The following is a 24301-nucleotide window of genomic DNA, read 5'->3' as shown; positions in this document are numbered from 1 at the left end:
GATGAGTTTTCACAACCCGCGGGTGTCGTGGGGGGAGCTCGAGGGGGCGCTGTCCGGTAAGCGGCATCTGCGGGTTGTTGATCCGCTCGCGGTGGACGGGGACGGCGGGGACTCGCCGGCGTGGAGTCGCAAGCGGGAGCCGTACGAGGCGCCTGCGCTCATCCGTGCTCCCGCGAAGGACAAGTACGCGGAGCTGCACTGCCACACCAACTTCAGCTTCCTCGACGGCGCGAGCCATCCCGAGGAACTGGCCGAGGAGGCGGCGCGGCTGGGGCTGACCGCGCTCGCCGTGACCGATCACGACGGGTTCTACGGGGTGGTGCGGTTCTCGCAGGCGGCCCGGGAGCTGGGGCTGCCCACGATCTTCGGCGCGGAGTTGTCGCTGGATCTGGCGAAACCGCAGAACGGCGAGGCCGATCCCGAGGGCCGTCATCTGCTCGCCCTCGCGCACGGCCCCGAGGGGTACGCGCGCCTGGCCCGGACGATCTCGCGAGGTCAGCTGGACGGGAAGGAGAAGGGCAAACCCGCGTACGGTGATCTGGAACAGATCGCGGAAGTCCTGAAGGACCACGTCCTGGTGCTGACCGGCTGCCGCAAGGGCAGTGTCCCGCGGGCGCTCGCCGCCGAGGGCGTGACCGGTGCGGCGCGGGAGCTGGACCGGCTGGTGGATCTGTTCGGGCGCGGGAACGTCGTGGTGGAACTGACCGCGCACGGCGACCCGTACGACGACGACCGCAACGACGTGCTCTACGAGCTGGCCGGCAGCCGGGGCCTCGAAGTGGTCGCGACCGGCAACGTGCACTACGCGACCCCGGGCCGGCGCCGGCTGGCGACCGCGCTGGCCGCCGTGCGAGCCCGGCGCAGCCTCGACGACATGGACGGGTGGCTGCCCGCCGCCGGGACGGCGCACCTGCGCAGCGCCGCCGAGATGAAACGGCGGTTCGCGGCCTACCCGGGTGCGGTGGAGAACGCCGCGATGTACGGCGAGGACCTGGCGTTCGACCTGAACCTGGTCGCGCCGCGGCTGCCCGCGTTCGAGACCGGGCCGGGGCACACCGAGATGAGCTGGCTGCGCGAGCTGACCATGCGGGGCGCGCAGGACCGCTACGGGCCACCGCAGGCGCATCCGAAGGCGTACGCGCAGCTGGAGCACGAGCTGCGGATGATCGAGGAGCTGGACTTCCCGGGCTACTTCCTCGTGGTGTACGACATCGTGAAGTTCTGCCGGGACAACAGGATCTACGCGCAGGGGCGGGGCTCGGCGGCGAACTCGGCGGTCTGTTACGCGCTGCGTATCACCAATGTGGACGCCGTGGAGTACGACCTGCTGTTCGAGCGGTTCCTGGCGCCGGAGCGGGACGGGCCGCCGGACATCGACGTGGACATCGAGTCGGACCGGCGCGAGGAGGTGATCCAGCACGTCTACGGCAAGTACGGGCGGGAGCACACCGCGCAGGTGGCGAACGTGATCTCGTACCGGCCCCGGTCGGCGGTGCGGGACATGGCGAAGGCGTTCGGGTTCTCACCGGGACAGCAGGACGCGTGGAGCAAGCAGATCGACCGGTGGGGCAGCGTCGCCACGCTCGACGTGCAGGACATCCCCGAGCACGTCGTCGACTTCGCCAATCAGGTGCAGAGTTTCCCGCGGCATCTCGGCATCCACTCGGGCGGCATGGTGATCTGCGACCGGCCGATCATCGAGGTGTGCCCGGTGGAGTGGGGGCGGATGCCGGGCCGCACGGTGCTGCAGTGGGACAAGGACGACTGCGCGGCGATCGAGTTGGTGAAGTTCGACCTGCTGGGGCTCGGGATGTTGTCGGCGCTGCACTACGCGTACGACATGATCGAATCTGATCTTGATATCGGCACCATGCGGCTGGACGATCCCGAGGTCTACGAGATGCTGTGCCGGGCCGATTCGGTCGGTGTCTTCCAGGTCGAGAGCCGGGCGCAGATGGCGACGCTGCCACGGCTGAAACCATCGGAGTTCTACGACCTGGTCGTCGAGGTCGCCCTGATCCGGCCGGGGCCGATTCAGGGTGGCTCGGTGCACCCGTTCATCCGGCGCAAGAACAAGCTGGAGCCGGTCACCTACCCGCATCCGTTGATGCGTAATGCATTGGAGAAAACCCTGGGCGTGCCGCTGTTCCAGGAACAACTCATGCAGCTCGCCATCGACGTCGCGGGGTTCGACCCGTCCGAGGCCGATCAGTTGCGCCGCGCGATGGGATCAAAAAGGTCCGCCGAGAAGATGGACCGGATCAAGCGCCGGCTGTACGAGGGGATGGCGGAACGGGGCATCGTCGGAGAACTCGCCGACGACCTGTTTCTGAAGCTCTCGGCATTCGCCAACTATGGATTCCCGGAGAGTCACGCGATGAGTTTCGCCTATCTCGTGTACGCGAGCGCGTGGCTCAAGCGCTACCACCCGGCACCGTTCTGCGCGGCCCTGCTCAACGCGCAGCCGATGGGTTTCTACTCGCCGCAGTCGCTGGTCGACGACGCGCGCCGGCACGGGGTGGAGGTGCGCCGCCCGGACATCAACCTCAGCGACGCGGCGGCAGTCCTGGAGTCCACCCCGTCGACCCGGTGGGGGTCGGCCGAACACGAACCACCGCACACGTGGGGGCTGGGCGGGCCGGCGGTCCGGATGGGGCTGGGCAGCGTGCGGTCGCTCGGCGAGGAGCTGGCGAAGACGATCGAGCGGGAGCGGCACGAGCACGGCGCGTATCGGGACATGGCGGATCTTGCGCGGCGTACGGGCTGCTCGGCCACGCACCTGGAGGCCCTCGCCACCGCTGACGCCTTCGCGGGTTTCGGTCTCTCCCGACGCGAGGCGCTCTGGGCGGCGGGGGCGGCGGCGCAGGACCGGCCGGACCGGTTGCCGGGCACCGTCACCGGCACCACCGCACCGGTCCTGCCCGGCATGGGCGACGTGGACAAGCTGGTCGCGGACGTGTGGGCGACCGGGCTCTCCCCGGACGCGCACCCGGCGCAGTTCATCCGCGGGGAGCTGGACCGGCGGGGTGCGCTGGCGATCAACCGGCTGGGCCGGGTCGAGTCCGGCACGCGGATCCGGGTCGGTGGCATCGTCACCCACCGGCAGCGCCCGGCGACGGCGGGCGGGGTCACGTTCATCAACCTGGAGGACGAGACCGGCATGCTCAACGTCACCTGCTCGCCGGGGCTGTGGCTGCGCTACCGGCGGGTGGCCCGGACCAGTTCGGCGCTGGTCGTGCGGGGGCTGCTGGAGAAGTCCGAGGGCGTGCTCAACCTGGTGGCGGATCGGCTGGAGGCGCTCACCCCGCCGGTGACCCCGGCCTCCCGCGATTTCCGGTAACGTGACCGTATATGTCCCTTTTTGAAGATGGGGGAACGGGTCATGATCCGCACACTCGTGCTGTCGGCGGTCCTGGTGCTGGGCGTCGCCTCGCCCGCGGCCGCGCAGCCTGCGGCTTCGTTTGCGGAGCCTGCGCGGCCCAAGCAGAGCGAGCTCGAGGTGAGCTATCTGGCCGACGAGGGGTACGCCGCGGCGGTGGTCCTGCGCTGCGATCCCGCCGGTGGGCCGCATCCGAAGAAGGGCAAGGCCTGCAAGGCGCTCGCCAAGGCGCACGGCGATCCTGACAAGATCAAGCCCACCGGGGCGATGTGCACAATGGAGTACTCACCGATCACCGCGACTGTCAAGGGTCAGTGGCACGGCAAGAAGGTTGACTGGTCGAAAACCTATGGCAATCGATGCGAGATGGAGCGCGCGACCAGCGATTTGATGCTTTTCTAAGTCTCTGTCGGGTTTCTTGCAGAACGACGCGAAACCCTCGTCTCATCGTAAAGCGTCTATCCCTGTGACCGGGGCGGTCCCGGTCCATGGGGGAGGACGCATGCGTCGATCAACCCTGCCCGCGCTGGTAGCGGGCATCGTCACCGCCGGCACCCTGGTGGGCGCCGCACCAAGTTCCGCGGCACCAGCGTCATCGTCTCCGGCCGGTTCTCCGGCGGCGGGGCAAGGCACGTCGGTCACCCTGATCACCGGGGACCGGGTCACGGTCACCAAGAGCGGCGCCACCTCCGTCCAGCCCGGACCGGGGCGTGCCGGGATGCGCTTCATCAGCACGAAGACCAAGCAGGGCCGGTCCGTGATCCCCGCCGACGCGCTGCCCCTGCTGCGCGCGGGTCGCGTCGACCAGCGGCTCTTCGACGTCACGTCACTGATCGCCGGGGGCTATTCCGACGAGCTCCCGCTGCTGGTCGCGTATCCCAAGAGCAAGAACAAGCAGGCAAAAGCCGCGACCTCCATCGAAGGCGCGCGGGTGACGCGTGACCTGCCGGTGGTCGGGGCGCTCGCGGTCCGTGCCGACCTGCGGGGCCGTGCGGGGCTCTGGAAATCCCTGACCACGGGTACGCAGTCAGCGCGCGCCCTGAGCGCCGGTGTCGAGCACATCTGGCTGGACGGCACGCGCAAGATCAGCCTCGACGTCAGCGTCCCGCAGATCGGTGCGCCGGCGGCCTGGCAGGCAGGGCTCGACGGCACCGGCGTGAAGGTCGCGATCCTCGACACGGGCATCGACGCCACCCACCCCGACCTCGCCGGGCAGATCGCCGAGTCGCAGAACTTCACCACCGCGCCCGACACCGACGACACGGTCGGCCACGGAACCCACGTCGCGTCGACCATCGCGGGCACCGGTGCCGCGTCGGGCGGCCGCTACCGCGGTGTCGCACCCGGCGCGAAACTGGTCATCGGCAAGGTCTGCGGCGACCAGTTCTGCGAGGAGTCCGACATCCTCGCAGGCATGTCCTGGGCCGCGGGCAAGGCGCCGGTCATCAACATGAGCCTCGGCGGCGGCGACACCGAGGGCATCGACCCCCTCGAAGCCGCGGTCAACGATCTCACCGCCCAGTTCGGCACGCTGTTCGTGATCGCGGCCGGCAACTCCGGCGGCGACGCCACGGTCGGCTCGCCCGCCACCGCCGACGCGGCCCTCGCGGTCGGTGCGGTGGACCGCGACGACCAGCTCGCCGATTTCTCCAGCCGCGGCCCGCGGATCGGCGACAACGCCATCAAGCCCGAGATCACCGCCCCCGGCGTCGAGATCGTCGCGGCCCGGGCGGCGCACGACCAGATCGGTGGCCCCGCGCCGCTCCCGCAGTATTCGAGCCTCTCCGGCACCTCGATGGCGACGCCGCACGTCGCCGGCGCCGCCGCGATCCTCACCCAGCAGCACCCGGGCTGGAGCCCGCAGCAGCGCAAGACCGTCCTCATGGGAGCGGCCAAGCCGACCGCGGGCGTCAACGTGTACGGCCAGGGCGCCGGCCGCGTCGACGTGGCCCGCGCGATCACCCAGCAGGTCGCGGTCCAGGAGGGCACGGTCAGCTTCCAGGGCGGTCTCTGGCCGCACGACGACGACCAGCCCGAGACGAAGACGGTGACCTACCGCAACGACGGGCCCGACCCGGTCACGCTCACGCTGGCGCTCTCCGCGCCCGCGGCGGTGTTCAGCGTCGCCGACACCACCCTCACCGTGCCGGCCGGTGGCACCGCGACGACCACGGTCACCGCGGACACCAGCGCCGACGTGGCGGACGGCTTCCACAGCGGCTACCTCACGGCGACCGGCCCCGGCGGGCTCAAGGTCGAGGCCCCGGTCGGCGTGTTCCGCGAGCCGGAGAGCTACGACGTCGGCTACGAGATGATCAACCGCGACGGCACCCCCGCCGAGAACGGCTACGCGGTCTTCTTCAACCTCGATACCCTCGCCTTCTACGACATCTACGGCGCCAGCGGCAAGAAGCGGCTGCCCAAGGGCGACTACGGCATCTACTCGTTCATCGGTGAGGTGGACACCGCCCTGCTCGCGGACCCGCGGCGGACCATCGACGGGCCCGCCACGGTCAGCATCGACGCCCGGGTCACCAAGCCCGTGGCGATCACCAAGCCGAAGCCGGAGGCGCTCACCACGCTGCTCGCCGCGAGCGCCGACTGGCGGGGCGACGACTACGGGATCGGTGCCGGGGCGCTCGGCGACGAGACCTACCCGGTGTTCACCGGGCAGCTCGGCGATCGCACGCCGGAGGCGGGATTCAGCAGCTCGATCAACGCCGGGTTCGCGAAGCCCGACGCCGCGGGGTCGGTGCGCAACAGCCCGTACACGTATGACTTCGCCTGGTTCAAGGACGGCGTGATGTTCGACGGGCTGACCAGGACGGTCAAGCCCCGCGAGCTGGCCACCCTCAAGGCGAAGTACGCGACCGAGGCAACCGGGGCGTACGGCGTCAAGGGCAACTCGGCCCAGTACGGCAACGGCGGTGGCTGGTCGGTGCTCATCCCGTTCGACCTGCCGTTCCAGCGCACCGAATACGTGAACACCGAGAAGGGCGTGCAGTGGGCCGGCGACTTCTACCAGGAGCTGCCGCCGGCGACCGAGGACGACTGGCCGGTGGACGTCAGCGCCTCCTTCGAGCCGGCGACGGCGTTCAAGGCCGGTCACACGTACCGTCAGGAATGGAACAAGGCCGTCTTCGCACCCAGCGTGGCCAAGCCTTCCTACCCGTATGACTACGTGACCCGGGTCGGCGACACCATCTACGCCCAGCCGCCCACGCACGGTGAGGGCCCCGGCCGCCCCGGCTTCTCGACGCTGGACTCGGCCAAGCTCGCGCTCTACCGCAACGGCACGCTGGTCTCCGCGACCGACGCCGAGTGGGGCGAGTTCGAGGTGCCGGCAGCCGCCGGTGACTACCGCCTCGAGCTGACCGCGACGCGCAGTGCGCCGCACACGCTGTCCACGAGTGTCGCCGCGACGTGGACGTTCCGGTCCGCGCACACCGAGGGGGAGGCGCCGGTGCGGCTGCCGCTCTCCACTGTCCGGTTCAACCCGGCGCTGGACGAGCACAACACGGCCCGGGCGGGTAGGGCGCTGTCGATCCCGGTCCACGTCGACCAGCAGGTCAAGTCGCGGGTCGGCGCGGTCACGGTCGAGGCGTCGTTCGACGACGGGAAGACCTGGCGGCGCGTGCCGGTCAGCGGCTCGGGTGCCGACCGGGTCGCCGTGGTGCGCAGCCCGGCCGGTGCCGGGTTCGTGTCCCTGCGGGCTTCGGTGAAGGGTGCGGTCACCCAGACCGTCATCCGGGCGTACGCAGTCAGCTAACACTGAGTGAGGGGTGTGGCGGGCTCAGGCTCGCCACACCCCCGCTCGTCATACCCGGCGTGCCCGGGGCCGATACGCTGCCGACGTGGACACCGCATCGACGCGTACCCCCCGACCGCCCGTCACCGTGCGCACGGCCGCCGTCTGGGCCGTGCTGCGCCGAGAGCTCGACCGGCACGCCGGCCGGGAGCTGACCGTGCTCGACGTGGGCGGCGGCACCGGTGGCTTCGCTGTCCCGCTCGCCGAGCTCGGCCACACCGTCACCGTGGTCGACGCCAGCCCCGACGCCCTCGCCGCCCTGACCCGCCGGGCCGCCGACGCCGGGGTGGCCGGCCGGGTCCGCGCCGTGCAGGGCGACGGCGACGCGCTCTCCGGCCTGGTCGAGCCGGGCAGCGTCGACCTCATCCTCTGCCACGCCGTCCTCGAGTTCGTCGACGACCCCGCGCAGGTGGTCGCCGCGATCAACACCGCGCTGCGCCCCGGCGGAACGGTCAGCCTGCTCGTCGCCGGGCGGGCCGCCGCGGTGCTCGGGCGGGCCTTCAACGGCAACCTCGTCGCGGCGTCCGCGCTGCTCAACGACCCGGACGGGCGGGCCGGGCAGCGCGACAACGTGCGCCGGCGTTACGACGCGAACAGCGCCGCGGCGCTGCTCGGCGAGGCGGGGCTCACGGTCGAGGAGACCCATGGCGTACGCGTCCTGGCCGATCTCCTGCCCGCCGCCGTCGTCGAGGGTGACCCGCAGGTGATGCTGGAGCTGGAACTCGCCCTCGCCTCCCGGCCCCCGTTCCGCGACATCGCCTCTCAGCTGCACGTCTTCGCCCGGCGCCCATGACACTTCCCGACCCGTTCACGATCGTCCGGCCCGCGTACGGGAGCGGCAGCCTCGCTGATCTGCTGCCCAGCATCTCCGCGGTGCTCGGGGTGCCGGGGGCCGCCGATGTGCTCGGGCTTGATCTCGAGGGGGTCGACCGGGTCGCTGTGCTGCTCGTCGACGGGCTCGGGGCGTACCAGATGCAGGAAGCCGCCCTGCACGCGCCGATCCTGGGGCAGTGGGCCGGTCGCACGCTGACCTCGGGTTTTCCGTCGACGACACCGGTCAGCCTGGCCACCCTCGGCACCGGCACGCCGCCGGGGCAGCACGGGATCCTCGGCTTCACCGTCCGCAAACCCGACGGTGGCGTGCTGAACCACATCCAGTGGGGCAAAGACCCCGACCCCGCCACGTGGCAGCCGATGCCGACGCGGTTCGAGCTCGCGCGCGCCGCCGGGGTGCGGTCGACGCTGGTCACCAAGCCGTCGTTCCGGGGGAGCGGGCTGACCGTCGCGTGCTATCGCGGCACCTCGTTCGTCGGGGCCGATGATCCTCAGGCGTTGTCGGCGGGGATGCTGGGCGCGCTCTCGCAGCCGGGGATCGTCTACGGATACCACCCTGACCTCGATCATCACGGGCACGGGAGCGGGGTCGGGTCGCCGGAGTGGATCGATGCCGCCGCCGGGGTGGGGAAGCTGATCTCGCGGCTCGTCACGGGACTGCCGGCCGGGGCCGCGCTGTTGGTCACGGCTGATCATGGGCAGCTGAACATTCCCGATGCCGGGCGGATCGATCTTGCCGCTGATCCGGGGTTGTCGGCGGGGGTTGTCGGGGTGGCGGGGGAGCCCCGGATGCGGCACTTGTATGTCGCACCCGGTGCCGCCGATGGTGCTGTAGCCGCCTATCGTGACTTTCTTGGACAAAACGGTCTGGTCATGACTCGGGAGGAGGCTGTCGCGTCCGGGTTGTTCGGTGCGGTGGCGCCCGGGCATCGGGAGCGGATCGGGGACGTGGTCGTCGCCTGCCTGGGGACCACCGTGCTGACCGCAGGGGGGTGGGAGCCGCCTTCCGTCGCGAAGCTGGTCGCCTATCACGGGTCGCTCACCGCGATCGAGATGACGGTTCCGCTGCTCAGCTTTGTCGCGGGTCCTCGCTAGTCGTCGCTTCCCCGGTTTTGTCAGACCCCCTCGCTACTCTCCCCGGCATGGGGGGTGGGGATTGTGGGGCGCAGTCAAGCAATCGGGCGGGGGTTTGATCCGCGGTTCGGGCCGGAGGCGGACGATGCGGGGTGCACGATTCTGCACGTCGACATGGATGCGTTCTTCGCGTCGGTCGAGGTGCGGCGGCGGCCCGAGCTGCGGGGCAGGCCCGTGGTGGTCGGTGGGGCGGGTCCGCGCGGGGTGGTCAGTTCGGCCAGCTACGAAGCGCGGAGATATGGCGTACGAAGCGCCATGCCGGGCGCTCGTGCCCGCGCGCTCTGCCCGCAGGCGATCTTCCTGCCCCCGGACTTCTCCGCCTACACGGAGGCGTCGCGTGCCGTCATGGCGATCTTCCGGGACGTGACGCCGCTGGTCGAGCCGTTGTCGCTGGACGAGGCGTTCCTCGACGTCGCCGGTGCTCAGCGGCTGCTCGGGCGTCCCGCCGGGATCGCCCGCGCCATCCGGGAGCGGGTTCTCGCCGAGCAGCGGCTGACCTGCTCGGTCGGGGTCGCGTCCAGCAAGTTCGTGGCCAAGCTCGGCTCCACCCGGGCCAAACCCGACGGCATGATCGTCGTACCGGCCGATCAGGTCCTCGACTTCCTGCACCCGCTGCCGGTCGACGCGCTCTGGGGCGTGGGCGAGAAGGCCGCCGAGCACCTGCACCGGCTCGGCCTCAAGACGGTCGGCGACCTGGCCGGCGCCCCGCTGCGGATGCTGCGCGGGTCACTCGGCGAAGCCTCCGCCGCCCACCTGCACGAGCTGTCCTGGGGCCGTGACTCCCGCCGCGTCGTCGCCGAGCACGAGGAGAAGTCGATCGGCGCCGAGATGACGTACGACATCGACGTCACCGACCCGGCGACCATTCAGCGCAGCCTGCTCGCCCTCGCCGAAAAGGTCGGTGCCCGGCTGCGCGCCGGCGGTCATGTGGGGCGCACGGTGGCGATCAAGATCCGGATGGAGGACTTCCGGACGGTCAGCCGCTCCCGGACCCTGCCCTCGAGCACCGATGTGACGCGCGAGATCTTCGAAACGGTTTGGGCTTTGTTCCGGGTCCTGGCCCCGGCCGAGCCGATCCGCCTCGTCGGCGTCCGGGTCGAGGGTCTCGCCCCCGCGGCGACCACTCCCAGGCAGCTCACGCTGGGAGAACCCGAGCACGGCTGGCGTGACGCGGAGGCCGCCGCGGACGCCGTAGCAGCCCGCTTCGGCCGGTCCATCGTCGGACCTGCCAGTCTTTTGGGACGAACCGATCTTCGCAGAACCGAAAATCACCCGCACTCGACGGTCGTCCCGCTTTCCGACCCGCCAACCCCCTCGTAGACTTGCGGCAAGGCAGCCGGTCGGCTGTCTCGCACCATCGGCCCGCCAGCACTCACGCCGGGGGGCCGGACATGCGCCCGGGGAGGATATGCCGTGCCGCTCTCGGAGCACGAGCAGCGGCTGTTCGATCAGATCGAGCGGTCGCTTGCCGAGGACCCCAAGTTTGCCTCGGCTGTGCGCAACAGTGACCCGCGGTTCCACGCCCGCCGGCGCCTAGTCGTCGCGGTCCTCGTGGGCGTGCTGGGTCTAGCACTGGTTGTCTACGGCACGGTGAGCAAGAGCACGCCGCTAGGCGTGGCCGGCTTCGTCGTGATGCTGGCCGCCGCCGCCTTCGGCGTCCAGAGCCGCCGCAAGGGCCAGGCTCCCGACCTCCACGCGGTCGGCGGCACCGCCACCCGCCGCACCCGCCAACCCCGCCGCGGAGGCTTCCTCGACCGCCTCGAGGACCGCTGGCGCCAACGCCCGGAAGGCCACCGCTAACACCGCCCCATCGGCGAACTCCCTGGCGGCCCCAGGCCGGCCGCCATCGCCGTACTCGGCTGCCGCCGATCCTGAGCGGCAGCCTCAGCGGAGCCCCTAGGAGGCTCCGCTCCTTGCTATGTGCACCAGGCGGATCCTTCCTACGCCGGCACTGGCGCCTCCGGACCGCCGACGTCAATCGGCGGCAGCGGGAGCGGGCCTACTGGATGGTGTGCGAGGCGGTACGGCTCCAGTTCGTCACGCATCCGCAGGGTGGCGTCATGACGGATCGGCTGAATCGTGCCCGGACGCTGCGGGATGTCACGCTGATCGTTGCCGGGCTTCCATGGTTCCGCATCGACCCTACTTTCGGGCGCTGACGGGTTGCGCCTGATCATTGATGGGTGGGGTAGTCGGTGTAGCCGCGGGGGCCTCCCACGTACATCAGGTATCTGTCCTGGGGCTGGGTGATGGGGGCGGCGGTTTGCAGGCGGTTGACCAGGTCGGGGTTGGCCAGGAACGGGCGGCCCAGAGCGATCAGGTCCGCTCCGGCGGCCAGCAACCGCTCGGCGGCGTGCCGGCCGCCGTCCGCGGGGATGCGGCCCTGGGGGAGGAGCGGGTTGGCGATCAGGGTGCCGGGCCAGGCCGCGCGGAGCTGGGCAAACAGCGGGGATTCCGGGACGGCCAGCGCGATGTGCAGGTAGGCCGGGTTTCGCCGGGCCGCTTCGCGCACCAGATGGGGATAGAGAGTCTCGTCGTCGAGGATGCCGTTGACGGTGTTGCCGGGGGAGATTCGCAGGCCGACGCGGTCCGGGCCGATCGCGTCGCTGACCGCGTCGAGGACCTCCAGGACGAACCGGGACCTATCTGATCCGTACGCGTCCGTGCGCTGGTTGGTGTTCGGGGCGAGGAACTGGTGCAGCAGGTAGCCGTTGGCGCTGTGGACCTCGACGCCGGCGAAGCCCGCCGACCGGGCCCGGGTTGCCGCCGCGGCGAAGTCGTCGATCGTGGTGCGGATGTCCGCGGTGGTCATCTCGCGCGGGGTTACGGCGGGTTCGCGGCCGGCGGGGGTGTGGATCGGGTCGGGGAGGGGTATCGGGGACGGGGCCAGGGGCGTACGGCCGCTGGTTGTGGGGTGGCCGACCCGGCCGCCGTGCTGGAGTTGCAGGAACATGGGGGCGGCGACCGCGCTGGTGACGGTTCGCCAGGCGGCTTCCTGGGCGTCGGTGTGGATGCCGGCGGTGTTCGGGTAGGTGCGGCCGGTCAGCGACGGGGTGGCGGCTTCGGCGATGATCAGGCCGGCCGTGGCGCGCTGGGCGTAGTACTGCGCCATCAGCGGGGTGGCGGTGCCGTCGGCGGCGGCCCGGTTGCGGGTCATCGGGGCCATGACCAGGCGGTTGGTGAGCGTGGTGGGGCCCAGCGGGAACGGCTCGAAGAGGGTCATGGGCGTACCGTAGAACGTGACATCAGTGTCAGAATCAAGCATGCGGATTGGTGAGCTGGCCCGGCGGACCGCGGTGAGTGAGCGGTCACTTCGCTACTACGAACAGCAGGGGCTGCTGACCGCGGAGCGTACGCCCGGCGGGCATCGCGAGTATGCCGAGAGCGCCGTCGACCGCGTGGTGCACATCCAGGAGCTCTTCACCGCGGGGCTGTGCAGCGGGAAGATCGCGGAGCTGCTGCCCTGCATGCGGGACGCCGATGGCGGGCCGGCCGACGTCGCGGACGGGAGGCTGGTCTCCAGTCTCCTGGTGGAGCGTGCCCGGATAGACGGGCAGATCGCCGCGCTGCAGCGCTCCCGCGACGTGCTCGACGAGGTGATCGAAGCGGCCCGGCCGCTGCAGTAGCGACCGGGCCGGCTCATCTAGCGGGCGCGGTTGGCCAGGAGGCGGCGGGGGCTGAAGCGGATCAGGACGTCGCGGAGGCGGCTGATGCCGGTCATTCCCGTGGTGGAGGCCTCGCCGATGGCCAGCCGCCAGCGCAGCATCACCGAGGGGGGCAGCAGGACCGCGGTGATGCGGGTGCGGCGGGTGGAGGTTGCCGCGATGCCCTTGCGGACCTGGGCGAGGGCCGTGGTGAGGGCGGCGCCGCGCATGGGCTGGCGGGCGTAGCGGGCTCGTTCCTCGGCCGTGCCCAGCAGGACGGCGGCCTCGGCGGCGTCGGAATTTCGCAGGTCGGCCTCGTGGATCAGGCGCTGGGCCGTGTGCCGCGGGGTCTCCGTCGGGTCGACCTGCACCCGGTAGTCGAGCATCGTGTCGACGAGCTCGTCCCAGGCCGCGTGGGCGTCCTCGCGGGCCTGGACCGCCTCGGTGGTCACGACGACGTCGAAGGTGCCCGGGGGTGCGGGGCCCGCCGACGCCGCGGCCACGGCCGGGACGGTGGCCTCGTGTCTGCGTTTGCGGACCAGGATCCGGCGCAGGGCGGGAACCAGGAGGAGCGCGATGAGCAGGGCGATCAGCGCGGTGATCAGTACGGCGGTGGTGGAGAAGCCCGAGCCGGTGGCCGCGTCGCCGGTGACGGAGCCGCCCGCGTCGACGTCCTTGCCGGCGCCGGGTGCGGTGCTCGCGTTCGCGGAGCTGGCCGCGCCCGGTGCCGCCGTCGCCGAGGAGCTGGCGCTGGGCGTCTCGACCTGGTCGGTGTCCGGGGCCCAGGCCGAGCGGGAGGAGCCGGCCACGCTCGCCGCCGGGGTGGCGTCGAACGGGATCCAGCCGAAGCCGTCCAGGTAGACCTCGGTCCAGGCGTGGGCGTTGCGGTTGGTCAGGACGTACGCCTTGCCGTCGCGGGTGTCGCCCTTGGTGAAGCCGAACGCCACCCGCGCCGGGATGCCGGCCTCGCGCACCATCCAGGCCAGCGACGCGGCGTACTGCTGGCAGTAGCCCGACTTGGACTTGAGGAAGTTGTCGATGGCGGACACGTCGCCGTTCGGGCCCGCCGCGGTCAGGCTGTACGTGAAGCCGTTCTCCTTGGAGAAGTACTTGTACAGCGCCATGACCTTGTCGTACGGGGTGTCCTTGTTCTTGACCAGCTTCTGCACCAGGGCCTCGACCGTGGGATCGGCGGGGACGGTGGTGAACTGGACGATGTTCGGGTCGTCGCTGGGAAGGGGCTCGGCCTGGCGCAGCTCGTCCGGCGTGTACTTCGCGCGAACGTAGTCGAAGGAATACTTCTTGCCGCGGACGTTGGTCCGGTTGGAGAAGATCACCTGCGAGCTCTGGTCGTACGCCCAGGAGCCGTCCAGCCCGTCCATCGAGACCGTGGAGCTGTAGATCGGGGCGAGGGACTGGGTGAAGTCGTTCGTGACCTCGACATCGGCGTGGTAGCGCTGGTAATCGCCGCCGTCGGTCTTCGGGTTGTCCTGCGGGCTCGTCAGACCGTTCGAGATCGGCCGGCCGGTGGGCGTACGAGCCTTGAAACCGTCCTTGTTGAGCGCGTCGGCGACGCCGAACCGCAGGTAGAACGGGTCGGTCTCGTCCGTGGTGACCTTGACGTACGGGATCGTCTCGGTCGTGTTGAGGAACCCGGAGAGCGTGGCGCTCAGGTCGATGCGCCCGTTGCCGGGGCCCGTGCCGGTGCCACCGCCGCCCGTACCCACCTGGGTGAGCTGGTTGAGCAGGCCGGTGTTGAGGCCCGGGACGATCAGCGGGAGGACCACGGCGGCGGCGACGCCGATCACGGCGAGCCGGCGACCGGCCGCGGCGAGCGGGGAGGGCTCCCAGACGTCCACGTCACGCCCGTCGCCGGTGAAGCGCCGGCCGAAGCGGCGCACCCGGTCGACGTTGTCGGCGACGAGCAGCCAGAGGTAGCCGATCGACGCGACGATGAAGGGGATGACCGGGACGCTGTCGATGTAGACGGCGACGGGCACGGAGTAGATCGCCAGCATCGGCAGGCCCGCCAGCGCGGGGCGCCGGGCGACCACGGTCAGCATGTCGACCACGATGGCCACCGCGCCGATGCCGAGCGCCGCGATGAACAGCAGTCCGTCGCGGTTGGGGACCGGTACGCCGTACGCCCGGGTGTCGTTCCCCGCCTCCGAGAACAGCTCGGCGAAGTGGTTGAACGTGGCGGGCGTCGGGATCAGCCCGAGCAGCTCCTCGTGGCTGGGGAAGATCCACGTCAGCGTCAGCAGCAGGACCAGCACCATGCCCGCGGCCTGCGCCCAGGTCGGGAAGCGCAGCGTCCGGGTGAGCACCGCCGCGCCCGCGACCAGCCCCACCGTCAGGATGCACTGCAGCAGCCAGGTCCACGTCTCGAAGATCGCGGAGAGTGGAGCGGCCGCCAGCAGGCTCGCCGCGGCCGCCACCAGCCCGAGTCGTCGTCGGCCGGTCACAGAGCAACTCCCGTCATCACATGCCCGCCACGGTCTCGGCCATGGCCGCGCGGTAGGCGAATCCCTGCGAGCCTCGCGCGGCGGACGGCCACAGCGCCGCCAGCGAGTCGCCGTGTGCCACCGGCAGCGAACGCCAGCCGCCACGGACCATCCCCAGGGAGGTCGCGGCGTGCTGGCGATCGGCGTCCTGCCGGTCGGCGGGTGTCATGTTCACCCAGGTGGAGCTGTCGATGACGAACCCGATGCAGGTCGCGCCGTTGCCGCGCAGCCCGCTGAGCACCTCGGCCTCGGCCGGGGTGAGCGAGCCGAACAGGCCGATCACGAGACCTCCGTCGGAGCGGCGCCGGACCGTCTCGACGAGCGTCGAGATGTCGCCCTCCTGGGTCAGTTTCACGTCGGCGAGGGTGTCGAGCACCGCGCCCTCGCCGCCCATCTCACCGGCGTCGAGGTCGATACCCGTGCCGGTGACCAGGCGTAGCTTGTAACCCGCGTGCCGCAGGTGGACCGCGATGCTGGCGGCCGCCGAGACGGCCCATTCGAAGCTGGCCGTCGGGCCCTCGCCACGATGCGCGTAGAGCCGGGTGTCGAGCACGACCGTCGCCCGCGACTCCCAGGGCTGCTCCTCGCGGCGGACCATGAGCTCGCCGGTGCGAGCGGTCGACCGCCAGTGCACGCGGCGCAGGTCGTCCCCGCGCCGGTATTCGCGGGTGGCCGCGTCGTCCTCGCCGTGCACCGCCACGGAACGGGCGCGGCTGTCGCCGGTGCCGGCGTACTCCCCGGCGAGGCGCACCGTGGGGAGCGCCACCACCTGCGGGATGACGGTGAGCTTGTCGACGCTCGGGAACGACCGGGTCAGCTCGCAGAGCCCGAACGGGTCGGTCAGCCGGATCACCAGCGGGCCGACCGGGTAACGACCGCGGACGTCGGCGCGCACGGTGTACGCCACCGAGCTCGCCATGTGCGCGCCGAGGCGTTCGAGCACCACCCGGGGGCGGCTGCCCAATGCGTACGGCAGGCGGTCCTCGAGCAGCAGCGTGCCGGTGGGCAGCCGGGACAGGTTCTGCAGGCGCAGGATCACCCGGGCGCTGGAGCCGACCGGCGCGCGGCCGGGCTCGAGCGACCGGGTGCAGGCCAGCTTGTACCGGCTGCGCCCGACGTAGGCGGCGGCCAGCAGGGGCAGCGCCGCGAGCAGGATCGCGACCCTCAGCAGGTCCTTCTCGCCGAGGATGAACGCCGAGACGGCGGCGGCCATGGCAGCGGCGAGGAACGACCGGCCGCGGGTGGTGAGCCCCCGCATAGCCTCCCGCATGTCAGCGGCCCCGCGACTCGTACTGTGCGCGTCCGTCGCCGTTGGCGCGGGTGTCGTACGGATTGCGGGCCCGGTCGTGCGGCAGCGGGAGCCGGTGCACGATCTCCGAGATGATCGTGTCGGTGGTACGCCGGTTGAGCTGGGCGTCCGCGGTCGGGATGATCCGGTGGGCCATCACCGGCACGGCCAGGGCCTGCAGGTCGTCGGGCAGGACGTAGTCGCGGCCTTCGAGGGCGGCGATCGCCTTGGCCGTGCGCAGCAGCTGCAGCGTCGACCGGGGCGAGGCGCCGAGCCGGATCTCGGGGGCCTCACGGGTGGCGTTGACCAGCGCGATGGCGTACTGCTGGACGGCCTCGGCGGCGTGCACCTCACGCACGGTGGCGATGAGCCGGCGCACGAGCGAGGCGTCCGCGACCGCGCGCAGGGCGTTCAGCGGGTCGACGGCGCCGTGGCTGTTGAGCATCGCGAGCTCGGCCCGCGGATCGGGGTAGCCCATCGCGATGCGGGCGGTGAACCGGTCGCGCTGCGCCTCGGGCAGCGGGTAGGTCCCCTCCATCTCGATGGGGTTCTGCGTCGCGATGACCATGAACGGCGCCTGCAGCTCGTACGTGGTGCCGTCGACGGTTACCTGCCGCTCCTCCATGCACTCGAGCAGCGCGGACTGGGTCTTCGGCGAGGCCCGGTTGATCTCGTCACCGACCACCAGGTTCGCGAAGACCGCGCCCGGCTTGAACTCGAAGTCGCGCGTCTCCTGGTTGTAGACGCTCACCCCGGTCACGTCGCTGGGCAGCAGGTCCGGCGTGAACTGGATGCGCCGTACCGAACAGTCGATGGACCGGGCCAGCGCCTTGGCCAGCATGGTCTTGCCGACGCCGGGTACGTCCTCGATGAGCAGATGACCCTCGGCGAGCATGACGGCGAGCGCCAGTCGCACCGTCGCGCCTTTGCCTTCGATGACGTGTTCGATGTTCGCGATGATGGCGTCGGTCGCGGCACGGAACTCATCGTTCGTCAGCGGTCCGCCGGGTTCATCCCAGGTGGGGGTTGTCACGGGCCTCCTCCATGTCGTTCAAGCTCCTTCCTACGTGGCTACGCCGAAAGGAAACCGAAGGGCTCGCCGCCCGTTACCCCACAGGTTAGCCCGGTCACAGCAACCAGCCGACCCCGCCTTAAACATGCACACGTGACGTAGTCAACTGGACACGCATATCGAATTGGCGACGAACTGGGGCACACCGATACCGGTCGCGAGCGCGGTGGGCGTACGGGTATCATCTGCGCATGGCTTGTGCCTTTCTGCTTCTTAGCTAGCCGCGCGGTCTTCCAGAAGCCGCGTGGCGCCCCCTCATGTGAAGGGGGCTTTTTTGTGTCCGAGAAGCCGAGCCCGAAAAACGCGAACGAGATGGTGACGATGAGCGAGTCCGAGACCGCGGCGGACGTGCCGGCGTTCCGCTACACAGCCGCGATGGCCAACGAGATCGAGCCACGCTGGCAGCAGTTCTGGGCGGAGAACGGCACCTTCCACGCACCGAACCCGGCCGGTGACCTGGCCGACCCGTCGCACCCGCGCGCCGGTGCGCCGAAGCTGCACGTGCAGGACATGTTCCCCTACCCGTCGGGCTCCGGCCTGCACGTCGGGCACCCGCTCGGCTACATCGGCACCGACTCCTACACCCGCTTCAAGCGGATGACCGGGTTCAACGTGCTGCACCCGATGGGCTTCGACGCGTTCGGCCTGCCCGCCGAGCAGTACGCCGTGCAGACCGGCACCCACCCGCGCACCACCACCGAGGCGAACGTCGAGCGGTACAGGGGGCAGCTGCGGCGGCTGGGGATGGCGTACGACGAGCGGCGCTCCTTCTCCACCACGGACCCGGAGTACTACCGCTGGACCCAGTGGATCTTCCTGCAGGTCTTCAACTCGTGGTTCGACCCGGAGCTGCGCAGGGCGCGCCCGATCGCCGAGCTGGTCACCGAGTTCGAAGAAGGCGCTCGCACCGCCGAGAAGCCGTGGTCCGAAATGTCCGGAACGGAGCGGCGCGAGCTGATCGACGGGCACCGGCTGGCCTACGTCAGCGAGGCCCCCGTCAACTGGTGCCCCGGCCTGGGCACCGTGTTGGCCAACGAGGAGGTCACGCCGGACGGGCGCAGCGAGCGCGGCAACTTCCCCGTGTTCAAGCGGTCGCTGAGGCAGTGGAAGATGCGCATCACCGCGTACGGTGACCGCCTGGTCGAGGATCTGGACGTGCTGGACTGGCCCGAGCCGGTCAAGCAGATGCAGCGGTTCTGGATCGGCCGCTCGCGAGGTGCGCACGTCGGCTTCCCGATGGACGGCGACGACACCGTCCAGGTGTTCACCACCCGCCCCGACACCCTGTTCGGCGCGACCTACATGGTGCTGGCCCCGGAGCACGAACTGGTCGACACCGTGGTGCCGGGCGCGTGGCCCGCGGGCACCAAGGACGTGTGGACCGGTGGGCACCCGACGCCCGAGGCCGCCGTCGCCGCGTACCGCGCTCAGGCCGCTGCCAAGACCGAGGAAGAGCGCACCGCCGAGGGCAAGGTCAAGACCGGCGTCTTCACCGGGGCGTACGCCACCAACCCCGTCAACGGCGCCAAGGTGCCCGTGTTCATCGCCGACTACGTGCTGGCCGGGTACGGCACCGGCGCGATCATGGCGGTCCCCGGACACGACGAGCGGGACTGGGACTTCGCGCAGACGTTCGACCTGCCGGTCATCCGCACCATCGAGACCCCCGCGGACCACGAGGGCGTCTACACCGGTGAGGGCGCGGCGATCAATTCCGATTTCCTGAACGGCCTGGGCGTCACCGACGCGAAGGCCACGATGATCAGCTGGCTGGAGGAGCAGGGCCACGGCAAGGGCGCCACCACGTACCGCCTGCGCGACTGGCTGTTCAGCCGGCAGCGCTACTGGGGCGAGCCGTTCCCGATCGTGTACGACGAGACCGGCCTGCCGATCGCCGTGCCCGAGTCCATGCTGCCCGTCGAGCTGCCCGACGTCGACGACTTCTCCCCGCGTACGTTCGATCCGAACGACGCGGAGAGTGAGCCCGAGACGCCGCTGAGCCGCAAGAAGGACTGGGTGCAGGTCGAGCTGGACCTGGGCGACGGGCTGAAGACGTACACCCGCGAGACCAACACCATGCCGCAGTGGGCCGGCTCCTGCTGGTACGAGCTGCGCTACCTGGACCCCGCCAACAGCGACAAGCTGGTCGACCCGGCGAACGAGGCTTACTGGATGGGCCCGCGCGGCGAGGGCGACCCGGGCGGCGTCGACCTGTACGTCGGCGGTGTCGAGCACGCCGTCCTGCACCTGCTGTACGCCCGCTTCTGGCACAAGGTGCTGTTCGACCTGGGCCACGTGTCCTCGTTCGAGCCGTTCCGCAAGCTGTACAACCAGGGCTACATCCAGGCGTACGCCTACCGTGACGCGCGCGGCTTCCCCGTCGAGGCGAGCGAGGTCGTCGAGCGCGACGGCAAGTGGTTCCACGGTGACGAGGAGGTCGCCCGGGAGTACGGCAAGATGGGCAAGTCCCTGCGCAACGTCGTCACCCCGGACGAGATGGCGGAGCAGTACGGCGCCGACACGTTCCGGGTCTACGAGATGGCGATGGGCCCGCTGGACGCCTCCCGCCCCTGGGACACCCGCGCGGTGATCGGCTCGCAGCGCTTCCTGCAGCGCGCCTACCGCCTGGTCGTCGACGAGGACAGCGGCGCGATCCGGGTCGGCGACACCGAGCTGGACGCCAAGACCCGCCGCGTGCTGCACCGCGTCATCGACGGCGTCCGCGGCGACATGGAGGAACTGCGCTTCAACACCGCCATCGCCAAGCTGATCGAGCTGACCAACGCGCTGACCCCGCTGCCTGCGGTCTCCCGCGAGGCCGTCGAGCCGCTGGTCCTGATGATGAGCCCGTTCGCCCCCCACCTGGCCGAGGAGCTGTGGCGCAAACTGGGCCACGACGACACCCTGGCGTACGCCGACTTCCCGGTCGCCGATCCGGCCCAGCTCGTCGCCGAGTCGATCACCTATCCGGTGCAGGTAAACGGCAAGGTCAAGGGCCGGGTCGAGGTCGCACCGGACACGACCGAGGATGCCGTACGCGCAGCGGCCCTGGCCGCCGTCGCCGACATCCTGGCCGGTCGCGAACCCCGCAAGGTGATCGTGGTCAAGGGCAAGCTGGTCAGCGTCGTCGTCTGATTTGTCCCAACTGGTAGAAAGGGCCCGTGGCTGCGGGCCCTTTCTGCTGCACAATGCCGTGGTGCCTGACGTGCTGCCACTGACCCCGCTGACCTCGCCGCTCGACGCCACGGTGCGCCCGCCCGGCTCCAAGAGCATCACCAACCGCGCCCTCATCTGCGCCGCACTCGCCCCGGGCACCTCGACGCTGACCGGCGCCCTCTTCGCCGACGACACCCAGGCGATGATGGGCGCGGTCACTGCGCTCGGCGCCCGCATCGATCAAGATCCGGATAACCGTACGCTCACAGTGGCCGGAATCGATCCCTCAACCGCCACCACCGCGGGCCTGATCGACGCCCGCCAGTCCGGCACCACGTCCCGCTTCATCCTCCCCGCCGCGGCGCTGCTCAACACCCGCACCGTCGTCGACGGCACCCCCCAGCTCCGCGCCCGCCCGTTCGGCCCGATCCTGGACGCACTCCGCGAGGTCGGCGCCCAGGTCGAGGAGCTCGGCGAGCCCGGCTACCTCCCCGCTGCCGTCCGCGGCCCCCTGCACGGCGGCAAGGTCGAGGTCAGCGGCCACATCTCCAGCCAATTCCTGTCCGGCCTCCTGATGGCCGCCCCGTTGATGCGCGACGGCCTCTCCGTGTCGCTGACGTCGCCCCTGGTCTCGGTCCCGTACGTCGAGATGACCAGAGCCGTCATGATCGCCTTCGGCGCGCAGGTCACCGACCTCGACGTCACGGCGGGCGCCTACACCCCGACCGCCTACGCGATCGAACCCGACGCCAGCGCCGCCTCCTACTTCCTCGGCGCCGCCGCCGTCGCAGGCGGCCGAGTCACGGTATCCGGCCTGGGTACCAACAGCCTGCAGGGCGACGTGGCCTTCGCCGACGTGCTGGCACAGATGGGCGCAACCGTCACCCGAACCCCCAACTCCATGACGGTCACCTCATCGGGCCGCCTCCACGGCGTGGACGTCGACATGGCCGACATCTCAGACACCGCCCAAACACTGGCAGCGGTAGCGGTCTACGCCGACTCCCCCACCCGGGTCCGAGGCATCGGCTTCATCCGCGGCAAGGAAACCAACCGCGTCGCCGCAGTGGTCACCGAACTCCGCCGCGCCGGCATCGACGCCACCGAGGACGAAGACGGCTTCACCATCATCCCCGGCCTCCCTCGCCCCACCCGCTTCGCCACCTACGAGGACCACCGCATGGCCATGAGCCTCTCCCTGCTCGGCCTACGCTCCCCAGGCATCGAAATCGAAGACCCCACCTGCGTAGCCAAGACCTACCCCAACTACTTCACCGACCTGGCCGCCCTGACCTGACCTGACCCGCCTGCCTGTCCTGCCTGTCCTGCCTGCCTGCCCGCCCTGCTCGCCCGCCTACCTGCTTGCCCGCCCGTCTGCTTGCTGCCCGTCTGCTGCCCGCCTGCTTGCCGCTGCCGCTGCCGCTGCCTGCCGCTCCGTGTGCTGCCTGCCAGCCGTCCTACCGTCCGCTTCAGCCAGCTTGGTTGCTTCTCACGTTCTGCGAGCAGGTCAGCCCTTACAGTGACGCGCGAGAAAGTAGATATGTAATCGGCGAAAAAATAATGTCCCGCATTTGACCGCATCTGTCGCAGGATGTTGCACCGGAGCCGCATTCGCCACACCATTCGACCTCCCGCGACAGCCCGAGTCACGACTTCCTCACCATCAGTCAGCCCGCGCCCACTGTGGTGAACATCCCGGCCGCCTGATCGCCCTGCCGCCTGATCGCCCGCCGGTCGCCCGCCAGCCGCCCGCCGGTCGCCCGCCGATCGGCCCTTCGGCCCTCGGCCCTTCGGCTGGTCGGCCCGTCGGCTGGCCGGCTGGCCGGCTCTATCGTGCGGTCTCCTGACCTGACGTGTGGGTAGCTGACTGGTGTGCGGGCGGTTGATCTGACATGTGAGTGGTTGAGTTGTCGTCCGCCCGGCATCCTTCGTTCGCCGGGACTCTTCGTCCGCCCGGCTGACCCCTCGCCCGGCTTACTGACTTGTCGCCGGATAGTTGAGCGGTTGCCCGCCCGGCTGACTCGCTCCTGGTCCGGCTGGCTCACTCCTCGCCCGGCTGGCTAATCGCCGGATGGCGAGCCTTCGGTCCTGCTGCTGAGCCTTCGTCCTGCTGGCTGACCTGTGGTGCGCGGCTGACCTGATTGTGGGCGGCTGACCTGTTGCGGTTGGTTGACCTGTTGTGGGTGGTTGAAGTGTCCTGCGGCTGGCTGGGTTGCCTCGTTGGCGGGCGCGGGAATGTGTTCGGCCCGCAGCCTGGTGGCTACGGGCCGAGGAGAAGCGGGAGATCGAGTGGGTGGGCCGGAATGAGACCGGAGCCGGGCGCCGGACCCGGGCGTCTGTGCCAGGACATAGCCGGGGCCGAGCGTCATAGCTCCCGAGCCATGGCCAGAGCCAAGCCAAGAGCCAAGAGGCAAGAGGCAAGAGGCCGAGAGCGTCCAGAGCCCCGCCTAGGCCAGAGCCACGCTCAAGGCCACGCCGCGCTCCGCACGCCAAAGCCAAAGGCCTCAGGGCCGAGCGTCAGAGTCCGGGCCGGGCGTCAGAGTCCGGGCCGAGCGTCAGAGCCAGGGCCGGATCCCAAAGCTATCGCAAAGGGCCGGCAGGTAGGGCCGAGCGTCTGAGCGGCGGCCGGAGCCGAGTGTCAGGGCTCTACGGCCGCCTACCAGAGGCAGTGCCGGGGGTCAGGCGGTGATGGCGGCCGGGGTGAGGTTGGTGGCGGCGGTGCGCTTCGCGGCGCGGCGCCAGCGGTAGACGATTGTTGTCGTCAGGGTGATGCCGATTGCGGCCGGGGCAAGGGTCAGGGGGTTCATGGAGCCCGGGGAGGCCACTGCGGCGCCGATGACGGCGTAGGAGATGGCTGAGGGGATGGAGGCGATGGTGGTGCCGAGGAGGTAGCGCTTGCGGCAGACCGAGGTGGTGCCGTAGGCGTAGCCGATGAGGCCGAAGGGGGCCAGGGGGAGGAAGCGGACGAGGAGGACGGCGGAGAGGCCGCGGCGGTTGAGCCAGCCGTCGAGGCGTTCCATGCGGCCGCCGTTTTTGCTGCCCAGGGCGCCTCGGCCGGCCCAGCGGCCCGCGTAGTAGGTCGCTACGGCGGCGATGATGGCGGCGGCGAGGGCGGTGGCGGCGCCGGTGGCGGGGCCGAGGAGGGCCCCGCAGGCCAGGGTGATGGCCGTGCGGGGGACCAGGACCGAGAGGAGCAGGCCGCCGACCACGGCTACCGCGACGGCGGCGGCCGGGCCGAGGGCCAGGACCGAGTGGGCGATCGACTGCAGGGGGAGGACCATCGCTGCCACGCCGAGGGCGGTGACGACGGCGCCGAGGATGCCGAAGCGGACCAGGCGGTGGCGCCAGGTCGCGGGGGCGTTCGATTCGACCGGGGTGGGGTGCTGGCTGACCTGAGGGTCCGTGGCGGGGGTTTCGATGCCCCGCGGGGCGATCAGGATGTCAGTCATGCAGTGGTTCCCCTAAGGTCTCGTCGGTGTAAG

General features: G+C 70.6%; 15 protein-coding genes. 10 read left to right on the top strand and 5 right to left on the bottom strand.

The features are described from left to right. The first annotated feature begins 1 nt into the window (after position 1). The 7 genes from Aco04nite_RS21910 to Aco04nite_RS21880 all read left to right on the top strand — a co-directional run bounded on the left by Aco04nite_RS21910 (position 2) and on the right by Aco04nite_RS21880 (position 10955). Positions 2-3340 carry an error-prone DNA polymerase gene (locus Aco04nite_RS21910; RefSeq protein WP_212999105.1) on the top strand — a complete coding sequence of 1113 codons (3339 nt, stop codon included), beginning with the start codon at positions 2-4 and terminating at the stop codon, positions 3338-3340. Positions 3341-3382: 42 nt separating this feature from the next. Next, the gene (locus Aco04nite_RS21905) at positions 3383-3781 is read left to right on the top strand and encodes an SSI family serine proteinase inhibitor (protein ID WP_212999104.1); all 399 of its coding nucleotides are present in this window, start codon (positions 3383-3385) and stop codon (positions 3779-3781) included. Between the two features lie 100 nt (positions 3782-3881). After that, entirely contained in the window at positions 3882-7148 is a 3267-nt protein-coding gene (locus tag Aco04nite_RS21900; RefSeq protein ID WP_212999103.1) for a S8 family serine peptidase, read from the top strand. An 85-nt stretch (positions 7149-7233) separates the two neighbouring features. Continuing rightward, positions 7234-7980, top strand: a complete 747-nt coding sequence (locus Aco04nite_RS21895; protein WP_212999102.1) for a methyltransferase domain-containing protein — start codon at positions 7234-7236, stop codon at positions 7978-7980. Further along, a complete protein-coding gene (locus Aco04nite_RS21890) occupies positions 7977-9116 on the top strand; it encodes an alkaline phosphatase family protein (RefSeq protein WP_212999101.1) in 1140 nt (379 codons plus the stop codon). The genes Aco04nite_RS21895 and Aco04nite_RS21890 overlap by 4 nt, the downstream gene beginning before the upstream one ends. 63 nt (positions 9117-9179) lie before the next feature. Beyond that, entirely contained in the window at positions 9180-10475 is a 1296-nt protein-coding gene (locus Aco04nite_RS21885; RefSeq protein WP_212999100.1) for a DNA polymerase IV, read from the top strand. A 93-nt stretch (positions 10476-10568) separates the two neighbouring features. Beyond that, on the top strand, positions 10569-10955 hold the full coding sequence (locus Aco04nite_RS21880) for an SCO2097 family morphological protein (RefSeq protein ID WP_203834713.1): 387 nt from the start codon (positions 10569-10571) through the stop codon (positions 10953-10955). 373 nt (positions 10956-11328) lie between these two features. On the opposite strand, the gene Aco04nite_RS21875 is transcribed toward Aco04nite_RS21880, so the two are convergent. Then, positions 11329-12378: an alkene reductase gene (locus Aco04nite_RS21875; RefSeq protein ID WP_212999099.1), complete on the bottom strand. Its 1050-nt coding sequence runs from the start codon at positions 12376-12378 to the stop codon at positions 11329-11331. 40 nt (positions 12379-12418) lie between these two features. Here Aco04nite_RS21875 and Aco04nite_RS21870 point away from each other — a divergent pair, with 40 nt between their 5' ends. Beyond that, complete coding sequence (locus tag Aco04nite_RS21870; RefSeq protein ID WP_212999098.1) at positions 12419-12781, top strand: MerR family transcriptional regulator; 363 nt, start codon at positions 12419-12421, stop codon at positions 12779-12781. Positions 12782-12798: 17 nt separating this feature from the next. Here the strand turns inward: Aco04nite_RS21870 and Aco04nite_RS21865 are convergent, their stop codons facing one another. Genes Aco04nite_RS21865 through Aco04nite_RS21855 form a run of 3 tightly spaced genes read right to left on the bottom strand, consistent with a single transcriptional unit; the run spans position 12799 to position 17624 of the window. Then, positions 12799-15264 (bottom strand): transglutaminase TgpA family protein, encoded by a 2466-nt coding sequence (locus tag Aco04nite_RS21865; protein ID WP_212999097.1) that lies wholly within the window; start codon positions 15262-15264, stop codon positions 12799-12801. 16 nt (positions 15265-15280) lie between these two features. Next, entirely contained in the window at positions 15281-16573 is a 1293-nt protein-coding gene (locus tag Aco04nite_RS21860) for a DUF58 domain-containing protein (protein ID WP_212999096.1), read from the bottom strand. A gap of 1 nt (position 16574) precedes the next feature. Next, the gene (locus Aco04nite_RS21855) at positions 16575-17624 is read right to left on the bottom strand and encodes an AAA family ATPase (RefSeq protein ID WP_203834708.1); all 1050 of its coding nucleotides are present in this window, start codon (positions 17622-17624) and stop codon (positions 16575-16577) included. A 360-nt stretch (positions 17625-17984) separates the two neighbouring features. Between Aco04nite_RS21855 and leuS the strand changes: the two genes are divergently transcribed. Then, entirely contained in the window at positions 17985-20798 is a 2814-nt protein-coding gene (leuS, locus tag Aco04nite_RS21850; RefSeq protein WP_212999095.1) for a leucine--tRNA ligase, read from the top strand. A gap of 61 nt (positions 20799-20859) precedes the next feature. Continuing rightward, complete coding sequence (gene aroA, locus Aco04nite_RS21845; RefSeq protein ID WP_244876178.1) at positions 20860-22116, top strand: 3-phosphoshikimate 1-carboxyvinyltransferase; 1257 nt, start codon at positions 20860-20862, stop codon at positions 22114-22116. Positions 22117-23497: 1381 nt separating this feature from the next. On the opposite strand, the gene Aco04nite_RS21840 is transcribed toward aroA, so the two are convergent. Next, complete coding sequence (locus Aco04nite_RS21840; RefSeq protein WP_212999094.1) at positions 23498-24268, bottom strand: TVP38/TMEM64 family protein; 771 nt, start codon at positions 24266-24268, stop codon at positions 23498-23500. Between the last annotated feature and the right edge of the window lie 33 nt (positions 24269-24301).

The organism is Winogradskya consettensis, assembly GCF_018332715.1.
Taxonomy (GTDB): Bacteria; Actinomycetota; Actinomycetes; order Mycobacteriales; family Micromonosporaceae; genus Actinoplanes; species Actinoplanes consettensis.
This window is presented reverse-complemented; position numbering and strand designations above follow the sequence as displayed.

Coding starts and splice junctions, on each gene's coding strand:
- Aco04nite_RS21875 (WP_212999099.1), bottom strand. CDS start 12,378: ATGACCCTCTTCGAGCCGTTCCCGCTGGGCCCCACCACGCTCACCAAC.
- Aco04nite_RS21860 (WP_212999096.1), bottom strand. CDS start 16,573: ATGCGGGAGGCTATGCGGGGGCTCACCACCCGCGGCCGGTCGTTCCTC.
- Aco04nite_RS21840 (WP_212999094.1), bottom strand. CDS start 24,268: ATGACTGACATCCTGATCGCCCCGCGGGGCATCGAAACCCCCGCCACG.
- leuS (WP_212999095.1), top strand. CDS start 17,985: ATGAGCGAGTCCGAGACCGCGGCGGACGTGCCGGCGTTCCGCTACACA.
- Aco04nite_RS21870 (WP_212999098.1), top strand. CDS start 12,419: ATGCGGATTGGTGAGCTGGCCCGGCGGACCGCGGTGAGTGAGCGGTCA.
- Aco04nite_RS21890 (WP_212999101.1), top strand. CDS start 7,977: ATGACACTTCCCGACCCGTTCACGATCGTCCGGCCCGCGTACGGGAGC.
- Aco04nite_RS21900 (WP_212999103.1), top strand. CDS start 3,882: ATGCGTCGATCAACCCTGCCCGCGCTGGTAGCGGGCATCGTCACCGCC.
- Aco04nite_RS21910 (WP_212999105.1), top strand. CDS start 2: ATGAGTTTTCACAACCCGCGGGTGTCGTGGGGGGAGCTCGAGGGGGCG.
- Aco04nite_RS21905 (WP_212999104.1), top strand. CDS start 3,383: ATGATCCGCACACTCGTGCTGTCGGCGGTCCTGGTGCTGGGCGTCGCC.